The organism is Lactobacillus sp. IBH004 (assembly GCF_026185255.2).
Classification (GTDB): Bacteria; Bacillota; Bacilli; order Lactobacillales; family Lactobacillaceae; genus Lactobacillus; species Lactobacillus melliventris.
The window spans coordinates 212,514-229,457 of record NZ_CP110217.2 but is presented as its reverse complement, the minus strand read 5'-3'; the positions used below and the strand labels follow the sequence as shown (position 1 = coordinate 229,457).

The 16,944-nt window shown below is 35.9% G+C and carries 18 protein-coding genes; 3 read left to right on the top strand and 15 right to left on the bottom strand.

The features are described 5' to 3' along the window. Window positions 1-26: 26 nt before the first annotated feature. Entirely contained in the window at window positions 27-740 is a 714-nt protein-coding gene (locus tag LDX54_RS01090) for a MurR/RpiR family transcriptional regulator (protein WP_198202258.1), read from the top strand. Between the two features lie 363 nt (window positions 741-1,103). Here LDX54_RS01090 and LDX54_RS01085 read toward each other — a convergent pair whose 3' ends face one another. Next, window positions 1,104-3,635: a M1 family metallopeptidase gene (locus LDX54_RS01085; protein ID WP_265667129.1), complete on the bottom strand. Its 2,532-nt coding sequence runs from the start codon at window positions 3,633-3,635 to the stop codon at window positions 1,104-1,106. 237 nt (window positions 3,636-3,872) lie between these two features. Here LDX54_RS01085 and LDX54_RS01080 point away from each other — a divergent pair, with 237 nt between their 5' ends. Beyond that, entirely contained in the window at window positions 3,873-4,232 is a 360-nt protein-coding gene (locus tag LDX54_RS01080; protein ID WP_265667632.1) for an aggregation promoting factor surface protein, read from the top strand. 81 nt (window positions 4,233-4,313) lie between these two features. On the opposite strand, the gene LDX54_RS01075 is transcribed toward LDX54_RS01080, so the two are convergent. From LDX54_RS01075 to LDX54_RS01025, 11 genes are all read right to left on the bottom strand, one after another. Continuing rightward, window positions 4,314-4,967 carry a nitroreductase family protein gene (locus LDX54_RS01075; protein ID WP_265667130.1) on the bottom strand — a complete coding sequence of 218 codons (654 nt, stop codon included), beginning with the start codon at window positions 4,965-4,967 and terminating at the stop codon, window positions 4,314-4,316. A gap of 2 nt (window positions 4,968-4,969) precedes the next feature. Continuing rightward, window positions 4,970-5,857: an SDR family NAD(P)-dependent oxidoreductase gene (locus LDX54_RS01070; RefSeq protein ID WP_265667131.1), complete on the bottom strand. Its 888-nt coding sequence runs from the start codon at window positions 5,855-5,857 to the stop codon at window positions 4,970-4,972. 143 nt (window positions 5,858-6,000) lie between these two features. Continuing rightward, window positions 6,001-6,285 carry a TetR-like C-terminal domain-containing protein gene (locus tag LDX54_RS01065; RefSeq protein ID WP_281214430.1) on the bottom strand — a complete coding sequence of 95 codons (285 nt, stop codon included), beginning with the start codon at window positions 6,283-6,285 and terminating at the stop codon, window positions 6,001-6,003. A gap of 351 nt (window positions 6,286-6,636) precedes the next feature. Continuing rightward, window positions 6,637-7,167, bottom strand: a complete 531-nt coding sequence (locus LDX54_RS01060) for a hypothetical protein (protein WP_265667133.1) — start codon at window positions 7,165-7,167, stop codon at window positions 6,637-6,639. 180 nt (window positions 7,168-7,347) lie between these two features. Next, window positions 7,348-7,611, bottom strand: coding sequence for a hypothetical protein (locus LDX54_RS01055; protein WP_046324173.1), 264 nt, complete (start codon window positions 7,609-7,611; stop codon window positions 7,348-7,350). Between the two features lie 176 nt (window positions 7,612-7,787). Continuing rightward, window positions 7,788-8,606, bottom strand: coding sequence for an alpha/beta hydrolase (locus LDX54_RS01050; protein WP_265667134.1), 819 nt, complete (start codon window positions 8,604-8,606; stop codon window positions 7,788-7,790). Beyond that, window positions 8,593-9,363, bottom strand: coding sequence for a YibE/F family protein (locus LDX54_RS01045; RefSeq protein ID WP_265667135.1), 771 nt, complete (start codon window positions 9,361-9,363; stop codon window positions 8,593-8,595). Before LDX54_RS01045 ends, LDX54_RS01050 begins: the two co-directional genes overlap by 14 nt. Further along, on the bottom strand, window positions 9,360-10,475 hold the full coding sequence (locus tag LDX54_RS01040) for a YibE/F family protein (protein ID WP_199726678.1): 1,116 nt from the start codon (window positions 10,473-10,475) through the stop codon (window positions 9,360-9,362). Before LDX54_RS01040 ends, LDX54_RS01045 begins: the two co-directional genes overlap by 4 nt. A gap of 133 nt (window positions 10,476-10,608) precedes the next feature. Further along, window positions 10,609-11,382, bottom strand: coding sequence for a transcriptional regulator (locus LDX54_RS01035; protein ID WP_265667136.1), 774 nt, complete (start codon window positions 11,380-11,382; stop codon window positions 10,609-10,611). Between the two features lie 25 nt (window positions 11,383-11,407). Next, on the bottom strand, window positions 11,408-12,493 hold the full coding sequence (locus tag LDX54_RS01030) for a D-alanine--D-alanine ligase family protein (RefSeq protein WP_187156884.1): 1,086 nt from the start codon (window positions 12,491-12,493) through the stop codon (window positions 11,408-11,410). Between the two features lie 167 nt (window positions 12,494-12,660). Continuing rightward, window positions 12,661-13,683, bottom strand: coding sequence for a helveticin J family class III bacteriocin (locus LDX54_RS01025; protein ID WP_265667137.1), 1,023 nt, complete (start codon window positions 13,681-13,683; stop codon window positions 12,661-12,663). Window positions 13,684-13,809: 126 nt separating this feature from the next. Between LDX54_RS01025 and LDX54_RS01020 the strand changes: the two genes are divergently transcribed. After that, window positions 13,810-14,814: a CAP domain-containing protein gene (locus LDX54_RS01020; protein ID WP_265667138.1), complete on the top strand. Its 1,005-nt coding sequence runs from the start codon at window positions 13,810-13,812 to the stop codon at window positions 14,812-14,814. Between the two features lie 61 nt (window positions 14,815-14,875). Here the strand turns inward: LDX54_RS01020 and LDX54_RS01015 are convergent, their stop codons facing one another. Genes LDX54_RS01015 through LDX54_RS01005 form a run of 3 tightly spaced genes read right to left on the bottom strand, consistent with a single transcriptional unit; the run spans window position 14,876 to window position 16,924 of the window. Continuing rightward, a complete protein-coding gene (locus tag LDX54_RS01015) occupies window positions 14,876-15,349 on the bottom strand; it encodes a nucleoside 2-deoxyribosyltransferase (RefSeq protein WP_265667139.1) in 474 nt (157 codons plus the stop codon). A 49-nt stretch (window positions 15,350-15,398) separates the two neighbouring features. Next, window positions 15,399-16,229, bottom strand: coding sequence for a hypothetical protein (locus tag LDX54_RS01010; RefSeq protein ID WP_265667140.1), 831 nt, complete (start codon window positions 16,227-16,229; stop codon window positions 15,399-15,401). An 11-nt stretch (window positions 16,230-16,240) separates the two neighbouring features. After that, a complete protein-coding gene (locus LDX54_RS01005) occupies window positions 16,241-16,924 on the bottom strand; it encodes a TetR/AcrR family transcriptional regulator (RefSeq protein ID WP_122037172.1) in 684 nt (227 codons plus the stop codon). Between the last annotated feature and the right edge of the window lie 20 nt (window positions 16,925-16,944).

Here is a 16,944-nt window from a genome sequence, read left to right as displayed (position 1 = left end):
AAAATATTTTCAAGGTAGTGTGTTAAATGACTAAAATCTTTCAAATTGACCGTTTGTTCCCTAATAATCATTTGCGTCATCAAGATATTAAAGTGATTGAGTCGATTGTTGACTCAATCATCACCAACGATAGTTTAGACATTCGCTATATAGCTAAGAAAAATTATCTGTCAACTGCTTCAGTCAGCAGATTAGTCAGGCGCGCTGGTTTTGCTAACTTTAAAGAATTTATCTTTTTCCTTTCTTCTCGTTACAAAACTCAGCCGCTAAAGACCTTTGCCAACTTGCCGTTTGTTCACTGTAATTTAAGCACTAAGGTAGTTGCGGATTTCTTTCATAAAATTAAGCTGGAAAAAAGAACCTATTTATTTGGTGAGGGCTTTTGCAAGATTCTAGTAAATTACACTTACCGCAAACTATTACTTAAAAAAATTTATGGTGTAGACCTGGATGGCGTTGAAATTTCAATTGCATCTGACCAATTGCCTCATACTTTGATTACGTTCTCACAATCTGGAGAAAATAAAAATGGTTTGATCAAAATTGCAGGTTGTAAGAAAGATGGCGGCGATATTATTACGATCACTGCTACACCGCACAGCACTTATGCTAACATTGGCGACCTTGCCTTTGTCGTAGATAGTGGCAGCGGTGTGCCTGATCCTGAAAATACCAACCTCAACTATTTTTACGGTAATACTATTAATTTAATTGAAAATATAGTTAACCAGTATTTATAATTAATTACAATAATTAATAAATTTATGCATAATATTTATTTTGGCTTTTAGTACCAGTGGATTTAACTTAGTCTTCTCAAATTAAACTGATTTTTCACAAAGATCAATTATAATTCGACTGGTAAAGAATATATTTTGTATAAAGCCGTAGAAAAAAATGCTCCAATAATTAGATTACCTATCTAACTATTCTGGAGCACTTCACTTACTCTAAATTGGCAGCGCCATATTGCAAAGCTCTTTTTAGAAATTTGCATATTAATACTTAGCATAAAAAAGCTGATAAATTATGTTTCTACACATTGATTTATCAGCTTCTTTTTAATACTTATTAATATGACATTAAAAATTAAACAATTTTAGTTACAAAGTTTCCTTAACAGCTTGATTGACAGCATCCTTTTCAGCATTAATCACGTCAACCTTGGACTCGATATTCTTGGTATCCATTCTGATCTCACGACCAAGACCCGGCTGATCAACCTTTGGCTCAAAGAATTCTTTAAATTCTTGCAGTCTCTTTTCAGTATGGAAAATGTTTGAAGCCACAGTAATATAAGTGGTAAATTCCATATCACCACCGACTGTTTTTTCCAGCCATGACCATTGGTCCCGTAACCAGTCCCAAGCAAATTGTTCGCCTTTTGGATTAGCTAAGACATTCGCAAACCAAGAACGCAAATCTTGTGGCTTAACAACTGCAGCATTCTCAAAATTCTCAATAAGCTTCTTGATTTCAGCGGGATCCTTGGTGTCGGTAATAGCATCAGTAAGATCGTCCTTATAGTTAGGATCAGTTGCAGTTTGATATTCTTTAATTAAACGGTCAACTAAACCTGACTCGTTATAATTCTTAACTTCATTCATTAAAACATATGGTCGAACTGAAGCATCAATTTCGTTTAAGTTTTGCTTATGTTCAGTAAAAATTTGGTGACCATCTTTTATCACAGCAGAATTATCGGCATACAATGCCAAAGCTATTTCTAATGGACGAATTCTCTTATCATCATCTGTATCGGAAGCTTTTGCCTGCCAGCCTAGGTGCTCGACTTGCTTTTGAGTCAATTTATTAACGAATGCCTTTAAATCTTTTTCTGCAGGTGAATTCGGAGTAACAAATTTACGCAATGAACGAACACTGGAAGATAACGCACTAATGACAATATATGACTTAGAATCCGCAAATTTTGGCAGTAACGGGACAATCTCAGCGTATGAAATTTGTTTACTTTCTGCTAAAAGTCCCAAGTCTTGCAGTAATTGTAATTGATCAACCGGCTTCAACTTAGTAAATTCAGCCATAATATCATTCATTAAGGTTTCATCATAATTAACAATGAAGTGCGAACTATTGCCTACGTTTACACGCAAAGCGTGACCGGCAGCACTGCGCAACTCTTGATAATCTCCTAGATCCAGTTCTCTTTCAGACATAATTTGTGGCGCCTCAAAGTTTGCGTTTAAAGGAATAGCCCATTTACGTCCAACATCTTTGCCTTCACCAATGAAGAATTGCTTTTGGCTCAAAATCAAGTGACCAGCTGTATTCACTTTGGCAGAAACTACAGGGTAACCCGGTTGGTCAAGCCAAGTATGCATGATCTTGCCAATATCCAAATCAGTAGCAGTTGAAAGAGCATCCCATAAGTCATCACCCGTAGCGTTACCATATTGGTGCTGTTCAAAGTAATACTTAAGACCCTTACGCAGGGCATCGTCACCTAAAAGTGCCCGTACCATAACCAGCATTCTGGAACCTTTAGCGTAAACAATTGCACTATCAAAAATTGAATCAATATCAGCTGGATGTTCCACATCAACGTGAACGGATTGGACACCATCAGTGGCATCACGTTTTAAAGCTGCTGGTACTTCCGAAATTTGGTAAAGATTATCCCAAACATGCCAGTTTGGCTCTAAAGCATCAACTGAAACATATTCCATCATGTTGGCAAAACTTTCATTGAGCCACAAATCGTCCCACCACTTCATAGTAACTAAATCGCCAAACCATTGGTGCGCCAATTCATGAGTGATAACAGTTGCCACATAAGCTTTTTGGTACGGAGTTGCATTATCAGGATCAAGCAAAATTGCGACTTCACGGTATGTGACTAGTCCCCAGTTTTCCATTGCTCCGGCAGAAAAGTCAGGCAGCGCTAATTGCCAAGAATGAGGTAGTGGATACTTAGTTTGATAAAATTCTTCGTAAAATTCGATTGCCCGCTTAGCAATATCCAAAGCAAAGTCTAATTCCTTAGCTTGATGTGCTTTAGTCGCAAAAACTCCCACTTGAACGCCGTCTTTGGTTTCAGTAATCTTTGATTGCAATTCACCAAAGGCAAAGGCAATCAGGTAGCTGGACATTCTAACGGTTTGAGCGAAATAGTGCACGCCGTCTTCGACTTTAACTTCCGGCATATTGGCAATTGTAGTTTCACCTTCATGCTCATCATACTTAAGTGCTAAAGAAAAAGTAGCTTTGGCTTCTGGCTCATCAACACATGGGAAAGCCTGACGTGCAGCTGTAGTTTCAAATTGAGTACCGATAATTTGTTTTTGCACACCATCAACTTGATAATATGAAGGATAAATTCCCATCATAGAATCGGTCAGCGGTGCCGAATACTTAATCTCAACCGTTACCTTACCAGTTTGACCCAGTTCGATTTCAATTGCTTCTTTTTCGTCATTGACAGTGAACGGTACTTCTTTGCCTTCACTTGTTACTGAAGCAATCTTCATATATTTCTGATTAATTAAAATAGTATTCTCAATTGCTTCACCGGTAATTGTCGAAGTACCATTAATAGTTTTCTGTGCCCGATTAATGTCTATGAACAAGTCATAGTGTTCAGGGTGAAAAGTTTCATAAAAATGTTTAGCAGCCATATTTACCTCCTAAAATAATAGTTACTACCAATTTTAACAGACATAAATAAAAATGACATTAAAACATTCAAGGAAGTAATAATTGGCTTTATTAAGATAAATTTTTTCAAAACTAGTAGAATTATTAAATTTTTCAAAAATTTTGTAAGAGTTGCGTGTTATTTCTGTAACAACAATGACACATTGACTGTGTATTATTATCTATAGAATTAAGACAGTTAATTGTGGGGATTGAAGATATTGAAGAACAGTAAAAGTTTAATACTTAAGTTAATTACAGCACTGGCGTTATCATTTAGTTTCGTCACTGCTTTAGAAACTACTAATAATAATTCATATACGCAAACAGTACAAGCCGCTCGTAAGATGTCAAAAGCAGAACGTGCAGCCAAGAGATGGATTGCAATGCGTGAATCGGGTGGCAATTATTACGCACGTAATGGTGTTTGTTATGGCAAATACCAATTAAACATTGCTTACCTAAAAGGTAATTATTCTAAGAAGAACCAAGAAAGAACCGCTGACAGATATGTTTACGGTCGTTATGGTTCATGGGTTAATGCCAAGAATTTCTGGCTAACACATCACTGGTATTAGAAGATACCTCTTTAATACAAATTTCCCATTAAGAAACGCAGCCTAACTAATTGTTAGGTTGCGTTTTTATATGTGTTTAGTTTAGGCAAAATTATATATCTGTTTAACAGGATATCTAACAGATTTCACTTCGGGCTCTTCATCCTTAGGTCTTTTACCGACTGCAATTGCCATAACGGGTACAAAACGTTTAGGATCAAGTCCAAAAGTTTCAGCTGCCTTCTTGACGTCATAACCACCGATGGGATTACTTTCGTAGCCATGGCTTCTTGCCACTAACATAAATTGCATTGCTGCCAATGCTGAATCGATTGATGAGTCCATTACTAAAGTTTGATAGTCTGCATGTTCATATAGCGGAAGAAATGTACTAAATACTTCATCTAATTTTGCTTTATCAATCTGACCATTATGATATGCTTTTGTCCATAAGTCGCGATAAGACTTATAAGCTTCAGTATCTCCAAATAATAAAACCATGGCAGAACAAGTTTCGACTTGAGGCATATTAAATTTCATAAAATAACTTTTCAGCTTTTCCTTGCCTTCAGGCGTATCAACTATTACAAAATGCCAGGCCTGTAAATTACATGCTGATGGTGCTGTGGCAGTCTCCTCAATCATTTTTTCAAATTCTTCATGTGAAATTTTTACTGTTGGGTCAAATTTTCTTACAGATTGCCGATTAAATACCACGTCTTCAAAATTGTCATTTATAATTTTCTCGTCTTTCATTACTATCCCTCTTCAATTTCATGTGTTTCTTCCATAAATGGAGCTAAGGCTTTTAGATCAGGTCCTTTACCACTAGGTATATTTTTGGCTCTTGCAACAATCGCTGGATTCATACCTGGATGAGTCAGAATATAGAATTTATCATCTTCAAGTGCTTTAAAAATAATCTTTGGTACATTGTCTAAAGGCATGCCAGTAGTAATATCTTTCTTAGCTTGCTTTTGACCTTCCTTAAATATTTCACTAGAGTAATAAGGATCACTTTTATCAGTATATTTTTCAGGACGATGTTCTTCAGTATGATATAAATCTGTTTGCACGAATGCTGGACAAAATACATGTAAACCAACATTTGCTTCTTCGGCCTGTAAATCATATTCAACTGCTTCAGTCATTCCTACAACAGCGAACTTAGTAGCATAATATGCAGGCATTAATGGACTTGTAATAAGCCCAGCCATTGAAGCAACATTTAAAATGTCGCCATGTCCTTTTTGCTTGCGCATAATTGGGATTACTCGTTTTAATGCCCAAACTTGGCTCATCAAATCAGCGTGTAAGATCCATTCCCAGTCACGTGTAGGAAGTTCCCAAATTGGTCCTGGAATTGCAACACCAGCCGAGTTAATTAACAAGTTAATTTCCCCGTACTCGGCCATAGTTTTTTTAACCATAGCATCAATATCTTTTTCTTCGGTTACATCAGTTGGAATACTGATCACTTTTGCACCTGTTTTTTTAATATCATTTTCTGTCTTACACAGTGCTTTCTTATCTATATCAGCAATGGCAAGTTTCATACCTCTTTGAGCGGCCTCTAATGATAACGCTCGTCCAAATCCATGACCTGCACCGGTAATTAATGCTACTTTGTTCTTAAATACTTTCATATGCATTCCTCTCTATTCGTATTTGTTATCAAATAACATTTCTTACATTATCCATATTAAGCGCTTGCATAAGAAATAAAACATACAACATCAATAATTTGTTAGATGTTTAACAAATTCGATAAATTGTTATATGTTTTGTTTCAGTATTTATTTTTATCTTTACTTGCTACCTTTAAAGAATGGACAATAATATTTTTCTGGGTTCTACAAAACTGTTTTTTCATTTCTTTTGGCGACTCTTGTTGCCCATTACCTAGCCAATCAAGAACAATTTCAGTAAAACCACCGGTAAAAAAATTTGCAATAAAATTGCGATCTTCTTTTCTAACTTTTAAGTTTTCCTTGCTTATAATTTCATCAATATATCCGAAAAGAACATTTATTTGTGGTTTTCTAAAAATAGTGTCAAATTGTTTAATATCCAAGTTCTCGTAAAAAGCCTTGCCTAATGAAGGATTTTCATAAAAATATTAGAAAATATTATAAATATCTTTATCCCAATTGTCGTAACCTTGTGATTTATTTAGTAAATCTATAATTTCGGTTTTAACCGTCCATTTAATAAGATCCGGTATATCCTGAAAATGATAGTAAAAAGTAGGCCTGCTTTTATTAGTTAGAGTTAACAATTGTTTTACAGTTATTGCATCCAATGGCTCTTTTTTAAGCAATTTTTTAGCGCTTGAGCAAAATCTTTTTTAGTATTCAGTGAAATTTCTTTATTTTTCATTTTTATTTTCCACGTTATAATCCAAATTAGAAAAACTTTCTAGTAATTACTTATTCTCTTCAACTATTTGCCTAATTTTTGCATACCGTTCATCCCATTTATTAATGAATAAGTTATCGTATTCCTGCTTTAATAAAAAATCGAGCAAGTCTTTTTTATCAGGTCGATCTAAAAACAAATATTTTTGCGGGACAACAATTTCAGGCAAAACGGCTCTTAACTGCTTGAGTGAAATCTTTTTAAGAGCACATGATTTTAAAATTAGAATAATGCAGCCATCATTTTTAGGCATAAAATAGTCATATATTTCTGCATAATCATCTTTTTGAATTTCTTGCCCTATCTGGGCTAACGTAGCAGCATTACTGCGAATCAAAGGTGCACATTTGATAAATAGTTGTATCCCGCCATTACTGCCTGTAGTATAAACAAAGGCTTGAAAACTGTCCTTAAAAAAACTCTTACGGTACTCAATTATTTTTTGTCCCGTTAAAATTTCTTTTACATACTCCTCATGCAGAGAAATTAGTAAAGTAGGTAAAAACGGATCATAAACTTTATCTTTTATTGTACACATTATCAATAATACCTTTCTTTATTACTGGCTTTTTGTTACTTATGCTCATCATAAATATGTTTAGTTAAACAAGCAACTCTATATAGCAAGGAAATTAAAAAAGATAATCTAAGTTATTTTAGGCAAAAAAATTGAGCTGTACCTCAACCATTGAAGTACAGCTCAGTTTTTCTAATCATCTTATGCTCTGTGCCTTAATAAATGAACTTTTGCGGGTTCACCTTTTAACCAAGTAGCAAAGAATGCATAGCCGAAGACCATCAAAGCAACTACAGCCGCCAAAATAATCATATTATTATTGTCCAGCGAAATCGCTTGCTCTTCTTCTAGCAGATTCTTTGACTCATTAACTTGATTGCATAATCCAAAGAATAACATGATTAGACTGCTTAGAGTTAGTAAGCCATTAACTGCCGTTAAAATTTTTATCTTCGTTAGCTTCAAAAAATCATGTCCTTTCTTTCGATTTAAATACCGGTATTATATACCCTCTGGAAATAAATGCAAGGCCTTTGCTTAAAATAATTTAAATTTTTTATTTCTAATATGAGTATTATTATATTTTTATAATTAAAACTTCTAAATCCGAACAAAAAGAAGTACAGCATCTGTACTCCCTTTTATTGCCATTCACTTGTTAACCATTCCTGTGCCAGTTCAAACCAATGGGCAGCGTGCGGATTCTCTTGCCATTCTCTGCCTTTAACTACCATATCTTTTCGTGCTAAAGAAAAGCCGTGACCACCACGATTGAAAATATGAACTTCACACGGCACTTTCTTTTCATGTAATGCTGCTGCATACTCAAACGTATTGGTGACAAGAACTACGGGGTCATCCCAGGCATGGAAAATAAAGGTTGCTGGCGTATTAGTAGTTACACCTAAAGAGCTATCCTTGATAAATTCATCTTGTGGTACTTTATCTTGCTCATCTGCCGGAATGTCAAAACCAATTTTGGTCAGGTTAATTAAAGGATAACCCAAAATAGTTTTATTAGGCAAAACTTCTTCACTCTTAAAGCCAAACTCTTTCTGATACTTTGAAGAATTAGCCATGCTGTTGGCAAAACTAGTTACGTGACCACCAGCGGAAAAGCCAATCGTGACTATTTTGTTGGGATCAATCTGATATTCTGGTGCATGATCGCGAAAGTATTTAACAGTAGTTAAGACATCAAGCCCGGCATCAGGATAAATGTCACCTTCGTCTTGCACGAGATTATATTCCATAACCACGCTGTTAAAACCACAGTTATTGAAAGCCAGCGCTACAGGTTCACTTTCTCTTTGAGACAAATGATCGAAGCTACCTCCGGGAACAACAATTGCCAGGGGGTGTTTTGGTGTTACCAGCTCGCCAATTGACCCCAAAGTGTATGTGTGCACGTTGAACTTGCGCTGGTTAAAATTAGTTAATGTTAAATCATTTACTTTCATTTTTCTCCCCCACTTTTACCATGTTTTTTGCTAAAAAGGTTGTTGCTAATGGTACTGTTAATAATACACCAATTAAAGAATACATTATAATTAAAGCTTCATTAACAAACATTTTTTCATTTAGTACTTCGCCTAAAGTGTAATTCAAACGAATATACCATAAAAATAATGAAAGGAAGCTGCCAAACATCCCAAACAAAATGGTATTCATTGCTGTTCCCAAGACGTCATTACTGATTTTGGCTCCACTAGCTTTCAGATCTTCATACGAAATTGCTGGATTATGCTTTTTGATTTCCAGCAAACCGGAGCTCATTGATACAGCAGCTTCAGCCACTGCGCCAAGTGTGGAAAAGATAGCAACTGCTACTGCAATTAAGGGATAACTTAAGCCCGGCATTTGCGACAAGCCAACCAAAATTTCACCAGCTTCTGGTCCAAGTCCGGCAGCTTGCGCCAGCCATTCAAAACCCAGAATGATTAAGCTGGCTGCTAAACAAACAACTAGAGAAGAATAAAATGAATTTTTAGCAACCTGATAATCATGCGTGCCTAAGAAAATAATAGTTACCAATTTTAAAGGAACAAAAATCAAAATCAAAAGAGGAATGTTGATACCCCAAGAAATCAAGATAGCTACTAAGATTAATAATAAAGTGTTGATCAAAACGCTAAAGAAACTGCGAATGCCAGTTTCTCCACCTACAATCGTCATTAGGATTGCCAATACGATTAGCAAGGCAGTTAGTGTACTCATTCTTCAGTCCCCGCTTTCCGCTTTTTTTCTTCTAAAAACAGCAGGCTGCAGCCAGTGGCAAAGACAACTGTTAAAACTATACCAATCGCTGAAATAATACTCTGCGTGACACCAAGTGAAAGAGTAAAACCAAAGGTGGAACGCAAACTGTTATTATCGCGCAAATAGATAATTGTCATTGGCAATTCTTCAGACATAAAGATTAATACCAAAACATTAATCAGAGGCCCCATGATTTCCTGACCCATAGTACGTCCACTTTTAATCAATTGCTGGGCAGTTAAATCTGCTTTAGTCTGAACTAATTCATAAAGACTGGAAATAATATCAGTGGCTTCATCCATTACAGCCCCTAAAATACCTAGCAAGGTTTGTGCTAAAAAGATGCCGCGAGGATCTTGAGTAGCATAATCTCCCGTTTCGTATTTGATCTCCGATTCACCAGTCAGGCGCATAATCAAGTAGCACAATGCAAAAGAAACAAAAGTACCTAGAATCGTCGCCAACCACGTTGCCAGCATTTTACGGTTAAAGCCTTGAACAACCAATAAACTAAAGAATGAAAAAACAATATCAGCCAAACCAAACAGCAGGACAATATAAGAACCGTTAAGTTTGATATCCAGCATGATAACAATATAAAAAATTATCCAGCTGAGTATCATTGATGCAATTAAGTTAAATGATTTTTTACCGGCAACTGCGACCATCAGCGTTGACATTACAGTCAATGCTAAAACCAAAACCCAGTCTCGTTTGGGATCCTGAATAACTGGTTCACCATGTTTAACATTGACCAACACTCTCTGACCCGCGCGAAATTTCTGCGTAACTAATTGCGAGGGGTAATACATATTAGTAGTTTTATAAGCTTGGCCCTTAAACTTGCCTGACAAGACTTTTAAATGAAGAACCTGCTTTCTGATTTCATCTTTATTACCATAGACATCCGTACTTTTTTCTTCTAAAGTATCCTTAATTTTAGTATCGGTGATTACAGCTACATCATTTTTAGAATAAATATCCGTCGCAAAATAGGTACAAGCTGTTAGAATCAAGCCTATAGCTGCAGTTAATACCGCAAATAAGTAGCGCTTCTTAATTTTTTTCAACCAAATCATTCCAATCGATTTATACTTACTTACTGTAACTTAAAAGCAGCCATTAAACATAAATTTTAAGCTAAGTTTGCAAAATTTAAATATTATAAAAACGGCTTTTAACTAAAAGTCGTTTCTTATATACCTACATATCGAGAAACCGTTGCCACCAATGGGTCTTTTCCGGCTCAACCTGCATGTCTGCTAATGTTCGGTGAGTATTGGCACTGGCACCTTTTTCGGCATTTTCTTTAGCTTTAGCCAAAATTTCCTCATGCATTTGCTCGCTTGACTTTTCTTCGTCTTGTGCCACTTGAGCACGCTTTTCAGCCGCAGTTAGTGGCTTAGTATCAGGCATTTCGTCAACATCAGTTATATCATCATTAGTCACGATTCCTGAAATATCAGGCAAAACGCTAAAATCATCTTCTGAACTAGTAGTTTTAGAAGCAGGCTTTTTCAACTCTTTTTGCTTTTCCAATAACTGTTTATTCTGCTTTTCGATATGATCCAATTGCTTTTGCAGATTACTCAGTGCCGTATTCTGCTGGCCAATTGTTTGTTGTAAAGCATTCAGTAGTTTCACCATCTGAGAAGTAGACATTACTTCCTGCTTTTTGTCATCTTCAGTTTTTTCAGGCTTATCTTTTTTAGCAGTAACCGCAAAAACCTGTTGAGCAGCTTCCTGTAAGGTTAAACCGTTATCCTGGGCCAATTTGTGAAAATCTTCCAGGTCCTGCACATCCTGCTTGCTATATAAACGTGCATTTTGCTTTGTTCTGGCATAATAATCAGGCTTACCAGTAACTTTTTCCACAATTAAAGAATATTTACGTAATGTAGCAACACTAATGTGCAGGTACTTAGCCGTTGCCGAAGGCGCGGTTAATTCTTCAAAATTATGCTTATCTTCACTCATCAGATATACTCCCTAGCACAATTAATTAACCAATTTTATGTAACAGGTTTTTCTTATGGTCAAAACGCTCTTGCGCTTTTCCAATTAAACGGGTAATTAGCTCAGAATACGAAATACCTACTTCTTCAAACAGCTTAGGATACATACTTATATTGGTAAAGCCGGGTAAAGCGTTCACTTCAGTTAAGATGATCTTATTATCACTAGCGCGCAGTGTCGAATCAACCCGAGCCAAGCCACTGCATTCTGTAACTTGATATACTTTTAAAGCATTTGCTCTAACTTTATCTACAATTTCTTGAGGTAATTTTGCCGGAATTTGCAAAGTAGTAGTGGAATCAGCATCATATTTATTTTCATAACTGTAAAAAGTCCCAGCCGCATTGATAATTTGACCTACGCCTGAAACAATTGGCTTGTCATTACCTAAAACAGCAGTTTCAACTTCCGTACCATGAATGGTTTCTTCAATTAAGACCTTATCATCATATCTAAAAGCGTCAGCCAAAGCATCAGCAAATTCTTCTTTATTGGTAACATGATGAACGCCAACTGAAGAGCCTTGGTTTGACGGCTTGACAAAAAGGTCAGAGCCTAGTTTCTCGCTGACTTTATCATAGTCGCGCTTGGCATTAGCATCATCTTCATATTCAAAGCGTTTAATCGCAATCCAGTCAGCAACAGGGACGCCAACACGTTGTGCTAAAATTTTGGTAAATTCCTTGTCCATGGTTACAGCAGAAGCTAACACATCATCGCCAACAAAAGGCTTATTCAGGATTCTGAACAGTCCTTGCAGACAACCGTCCTCACCTAAATTACCATGCACTATTGGAAAGAAAACATCAATTTCCGGTAAATTCTGCAGTTGAATTAAGTTTGAAATATTGGCTACTTCATGTGGATTCTCAATAGTATATTTAGGATCTTTTAAAACTTTAAATGAATCTTCTTCGCTTGCTAAATAGCCATCATTGGTTATCCAAATTGGGTGAACATCAAACTTATTTTGGTCAATCGCATTATAAATATTGTGGCCTGACATGATTGAGACTTCATATTCAGATGAATTTCCACCAAAAATTAAACCAACTTGTGTTTTCTTAGTCATTATTTTTACCTCTTAGCATTATTTCTTAACTTTTTATTATACGGCAAGAAAAACCCGAAGAATTGTAATTTAGACAATTTTTTAGGATTATTTTTATTATAAGCAAAAAGCCTTGTATAAGACAAAATCATAAACAAAAAATTTATACTATATTAAAAAATACCGTTTTATTCCCAGGTTATTTCATAAAGCTTATTTATTTTTGTGGGATGCTTGCCAGGATTAACCGGATCAAAAGACTGATGGTAGGCTACAGTCAAATAGATATCATTACTGCTAACCAGTTGTATGCCTTCTAGCTCAGTATAATAACCGGCTATTTCTAATTGATTTTTCTGAGACAAATCAATTAGCTCCCAATGTGACGGATTGACTGCATTCCAGGGAATTTTAACAATTTTGCGGTTTTGGCCCAGTCTGTCGTCTGCAAACTGACTGGAAATATAGATATCCCGATTATTATCAATGGCAAATCCCTGCAGCGACCCTACTAATCCCATGCGACCAGACAAATCTGGTATTTTAAAGGCAGCTAAACATCTTATTGTAGTAATATCAACATGTTTGGTTAACGTTGCTGCTTGATCAAGAGCATTATTAATATCGTTTAAATAATAAAGTGCAAAATAGCCGGTAAAGTCATTATCCCCATAAGCTATTAAAAAGTAATTTAAATTAGGAGAAACAGCAACTTCCACACGTGCGAATTGATCTCCACTGCAACTGATACCAAAATCAGCTCCTGCATAATTTAAATTGGACAATCGCGGCCGCATTTTGGTATTTGCAGTAACTTTAAAATATCGTGGAATTGCAATACGTGCAATTTGTTTAGACCAGCTAGACCAACCTGAATTCAAATCATTTGGCTTGGTGCCAATAAACCACTGCCCATTTCTTCCGGCATACTCCAAAGTTTGTGTATGACCAGCAGCCGTTCCAGTTAGATGTAAAACCGGTAATTGCTTATTAAAAGAAACATTACTGTTATTTTGACCACGATAAACAAAAGTATCCCCAGCTACATGTTGCAAAGCATAAGCATAGCCATTATTGATAGTAGTTTTCTGAACTACTACTTGCCGTAAGTCCTTATCTACCGGGCCGGTTACCCCATCCCAATCATCTAAGTTACTATTTAAAGTAATACTAATATTTTTTGCCAGTTGCATATTTGCATTATTAATCAAAATACTTTTTCCCTCATAAAAGACCTGTGCAACAAATTATTAAATATCACTATCTTTTTTCAATCTGAATAATACTTAATTTAATTTTGCCTTATAATTTATATTAAAGAAAGGAGCGCTCTTTAAATGATTAAAAAAATTTATACTGCCCTCTTGTGCTTACTTTTCATTTTTCCATTTAGTAACACTAAAGTTTATGCGGCAGAATTCACTCCTGACGAAATAAATAAGATAGCCCATTTACAACAGGAATATGCACAGCTTGATACTACCACTTTTAATTTTAATAATCTTTATTTGAGCAAGCCCCAGTTTAAAAACAGATTTAAACAAGGTGCGCTCGTTCCTGCTTACCTTAATAGTCAATTAGCCTACACCAACTATTATAGACAGCTATTTGGCTTGACCCCTGTTAGAGAAAACTTTCAGGATAATATTGCTGCACAAAAAACTGCAGCTGTGCTGGCCGCACTTAATGCTAACCCTCGGATTAACCAACATAGCCTGCCTTTTGAAAAACGTCCGAAAGTAATTAACAAAAACGTTTGGCAGCTAGCGCGCAATATTTCAAGCAAAGCTAACCTTAATTTCAATACTAGTGATCAAACAGCTGGTGATGTTATTACTGATCTGCTAACCGACCAATATAATTTAACCGGCGCTGACACTGGTCACCGAGCTTGGCTATTGTCAACACGCTTAACTTCAACTGGAGCAGGCGCTGCGTACGGTAAGAATGGCTACCGCTATTCTGTTCAAAAAGTTTTTAATCCTGATGACGTTTTTCGTGCTCCTAGCCAAGAAATGGTAACTTATCCCAGCAGCGGCGTTTTTCCAATCGAGCTTTTGCAAGGTCAAAATATTGCCTGGTCTGTCTATCTTTCAGATCAAAGCTTTAAAGGCAATCCAATAATCACCATTACTGATAAGGATACTGCTCAAACTTATCAGGCTAAGAATGTCCATAATTACAGTCATACTGGCTATGGCAATTTTGAAACTATTATCACTTATTATCCTGGATCAGTTCCGCTGGTTGTTGGTCATGAATATGAAGTAAAAATCACGGGCTTGACCAGTTATACCTTTAAGCTGTTTCAACTCAAAAATCCTTCTGAATCAATTCAATAATAAAAACCTCGAAAAGCTGTTTTTTTCGAGGTTTTAGATATTTTTTGAACTGAGTAAAACTCTAGAGGTAGCGTGCAACAGCAGTCAACAAATCTTTTTCATTATTAACTATAGTTCCATTAAGCTTAATCAAACCCGTAGTGTACAAGTTAACATAATGAAACTGATTTTCAGCAATCTGGGTCAAAGCCTGCAACTTTTCTTGATTATCAGCGCCCTGCTGGCGTGTATCTGTGTACAAGCCAATTATCGGAATCTCTTTTGCATAAGCTACGCCTATTTCACTGGCGACACCATTATCAATGCTAAGTCCATCAAGCACCGCTACCATCAAATCACTATTAAGTAATTTTGCGGTATCTGCCTGGGCGATCATTTTAGAATCGGCATACGCTTGTTTATCATTAATTGACGCGTTTTCTTGGGGCAAATATAAATCAATGGCATCATCTATTTGCCGAATTTTTGCCGCTAATTGCGCGTTATAGTTGATTTCTGCTTGTGAAAACAAAGCATTTGCAAAATAAATTTTCATATGAGCTTCCTTTGGTAAAAATGACCAATTGCTTTTTAAGCCAAGCAAACTAATTGTTTGGCGAGCTAATTTCCCATGGAATCGCACTCAGGATATAAAGAACAACTCCGATAATTACAAAATCCAGGAAAATACTGCTGCTTATTTCTAATACATAACCTAGTACAGCTAAGCTTTCAACGTTAAAAATTACGGGTATAACTGCCAATACGCCCGCAATTAATATTAACCAAAACCCGGCCCACATACCAGACGCGGTAACTTCGTGGGTCAGCATTTTTGAATTCAAAAATAACTTCATATCACTTATTAATGACCGTAAACTAATAATAGCCATTATTAGTATGATTACATTAACGATTAATAAAATAAAAGCCACATTACCCCCAAGTGTAATAGTATTCAAATTAAAAGCATCTATTACGTCATATGGGGCATTATTTTCCTGTTCTTTTAGTTTTTCTTGTACTAACTGGGCATCACTAGATACGCCTTGATCAACGTTTAAATCAATGTCATGCAAAATTTGCTTGGCTAATTTCATATTACTGAATTTAAACCATGGCGTACCCAACGTATAGTCAATAATATGATCGGCAATTGGCTGTGTTTGTTTCGTAGTCAACAAATTAGCGTTGCCATTTTTATTAGCACCAATTATTTCTGCTAAAGCATCAAAGTGCTTGTTGATCTGCCTGACAACTACAGCCTCATTACTATTGCTTCTAATTTGCCCTTTCATGAAAAAGGGATTTAGGAAAGTAGCGGTAATCATGGTTAGCGACACAATCAGAAAGATAATAAAGGACAGAACTTTTTTATAATCCTCGTTCTGCTCTCTATTTATTCTGTGCAAACCATCTCGCGCGCCATTTGCCATATTTTTCCTTTCTAACAGACAATCTCCTTGTCTTCATCAAACATTGTATCTATAGCATGATGAATGGTTTTAACATCGGTAGATTCGATAATCTCATGACCTTCTTTGAGCGCTTTATCAATAGTAGATTTTGAACAATGTAAGAAACTATACATAAATGATTTTGTACCATAATCTGCTATTTCTTCAGGAGAAACGTCATATTCTTTATTATCATAATAAAGACGACTGATGCCTGTTACGACAAAAGCAATTCCCAGCCGTACTTCTTTTGCATCAAAGTCCACGTGGTTAAATAGCTGTTTTTCCTTTAACCAGTCATTAATGGTCTTACTCCAAAAATCTAACGATTCGTTACTCTTAAACACTTCTGTAATGATCCGCTTAAGACCTTCATCATAAATTCCCAACATTTCAATTGCATAAATAAAGGCTTTGGTGCGAGCACATACTTCGTCCTCTTTAGTAGCACTAAATTTTTGCACTTGCTTGTCTAACGTATTGAGAATGTTGCGGACAACATCTGCAATTAAGCCAGATTTATGGGGATAATAAGATTGCAGCAAAGATTTAGAAATCCCCGATTTTTCTGCAATCATTTGAAACGAAACACTATCCATTCCATTTTCTCTAATTAAGTGAAATGTATTACTTAAAATTGTACGTCTTCTTTTATAATTTTTACGTCGTGCCATAATGTTTTCTCAGCTCCTAT

Bases quoted from the DNA above. Each gene is read 5' to 3' on its own strand.
- LDX54_RS01090 (WP_198202258.1), top strand. From the start codon at position 27: ATGACTAAAATCTTTCAAATTGACCGTTTGTTCCCTAATAATCATTTG.
- LDX54_RS01085 (WP_265667129.1), bottom strand. From the start codon at position 3,635: ATGGCTGCTAAACATTTTTATGAAACTTTTCACCCTGAACACTATGAC.
- LDX54_RS01075 (WP_265667130.1), bottom strand. From the start codon at position 4,967: ATGAAAGACGAGAAAATTATAAATGACAATTTTGAAGACGTGGTATTT.
- LDX54_RS01070 (WP_265667131.1), bottom strand. From the start codon at position 5,857: ATGAAAGTATTTAAGAACAAAGTAGCATTAATTACCGGTGCAGGTCAT.
- LDX54_RS01060 (WP_265667133.1), bottom strand. From the start codon at position 7,167: ATGTGTACAATAAAAGATAAAGTTTATGATCCGTTTTTACCTACTTTA.
- LDX54_RS01050 (WP_265667134.1), bottom strand. From the start codon at position 8,606: ATGAAAGTAAATGATTTAACATTAACTAATTTTAACCAGCGCAAGTTC.
- LDX54_RS01045 (WP_265667135.1), bottom strand. From the start codon at position 9,363: ATGAGTACACTAACTGCCTTGCTAATCGTATTGGCAATCCTAATGACG.
- LDX54_RS01035 (WP_265667136.1), bottom strand. From the start codon at position 11,382: ATGAGTGAAGATAAGCATAATTTTGAAGAATTAACCGCGCCTTCGGCA.
- LDX54_RS01030 (WP_187156884.1), bottom strand. From the start codon at position 12,493: ATGACTAAGAAAACACAAGTTGGTTTAATTTTTGGTGGAAATTCATCT.
- LDX54_RS01020 (WP_265667138.1), top strand. From the start codon at position 13,810: ATGATTAAAAAAATTTATACTGCCCTCTTGTGCTTACTTTTCATTTTT.
- LDX54_RS01015 (WP_265667139.1), bottom strand. From the start codon at position 15,349: ATGAAAATTTATTTTGCAAATGCTTTGTTTTCACAAGCAGAAATCAAC.
- LDX54_RS01010 (WP_265667140.1), bottom strand. From the start codon at position 16,229: ATGGCAAATGGCGCGCGAGATGGTTTGCACAGAATAAATAGAGAGCAG.
- LDX54_RS01005 (WP_122037172.1), bottom strand. From the start codon at position 16,924: ATGGCACGACGTAAAAATTATAAAAGAAGACGTACAATTTTAAGTAAT.